Here is a 1,095-nt window from a genome sequence, read left to right as displayed (position 1 = left end):
TGGAAAACACCGGCCTGGTCCGGTTCGTCAACGGCACACTGGAACGGATCCGGCGCGACGGCACCTGGAACACGCTGTACCGCAAGTGGTTGACGGTACTCGGCCCGGCCCCCCCTCCGCCCGCTCCGAGGTATCTGGAGCGGTGACCCGTGGCTGAGCGAGAGCCGGAGCAGGACGTGGGCCCACCGACCCAACCGGCGGACATGCTGGCGGAACCGGAGTCGGTCCATCGCCCGATGGCTACCCGGGCGATTTTCCGCCCACACGCCGGTGAGGACTCCGACACCGTCGACAGCGACACCGGCAAGGCGCAGGGGCAAACCGCGGTAACCCGCACTACCCCGCCGAGCCGCCGACTGGGCGGCGGCATGGTGGAAATCCCCCGGGTGCCCGACATCGATCCGTTTGCGGCACTGATGACCGACCCGGTGGTCGCCGAATCGAAGCGGTTCTGCTGGAACTGCGGTCGTCCGGTGGGCCGGTCCAGTTCGGACGGCCCAGCGGCATCGGAAGGCTGGTGCCCGCACTGCGGCAGCCCGTATTCGTTTCTGCCGCAGGTGAAGCCGGGCGACATGGTGGCCGGCCAGTATGAGATCAAAGGCTGCGTCGCCCACGGCGGACTGGGCTGGGTCTACCTGGCGGTCGACCACAACGTCAACGAGCGGCCGGTGGTGCTCAAAGGCCTGGTTCATTCCCGTGACGCCGAGGCCCAGGCGATCGCGATGGCGGAACGGCAATTCCTCGCCGAGGTGACGCACCCGGGGATTGTGAAGATCTACAACTTCGTGCAGCACCCGGACTCGCACGGCGACCCGGTCGGCTACATCGTGATGGAGTACGTAGGCGGTCAGTCCCTCAAAGAAGCCAAGGACGGAAAGCTGACGGTCGCGCAGGCGATCGCCTACATGTTGGAAATCCTGCCCGCGCTGGGTCATCTGCATTCCATCGGCTTGGTCTACAACGACCTGAAGCCGGAGAACATCATGCTCACCGAGGAACAGTTGAAGCTGATCGACCTCGGTGCGGTGTCCCGGATCAACTCGTTCGGTTATCTCTACGGCACACCGGGCTACCAGGCACCCGACATCGTCCGGA

General features: G+C 65.7%; 1 protein-coding gene and 1 pseudogene. Both read left to right on the top strand.

The features are described from left to right. A pseudogene (locus tag AC2VON_RS23660) lies at window positions 1-146 on the top strand (ABC transporter substrate-binding protein); the annotation flags it as partial. Window positions 147-203: 57 nt separating this feature from the next. Continuing rightward, window positions 204-1,095 (top strand): serine/threonine protein kinase (locus AC2VON_RS23655; protein WP_486955030.1); only part of this gene is annotated, 892 nt, incomplete at its 3' end.

The organism is Mycobacterium sp. TH-M82 (assembly GCF_057473605.1).
This window is presented reverse-complemented; position numbering and strand designations above follow the sequence as displayed.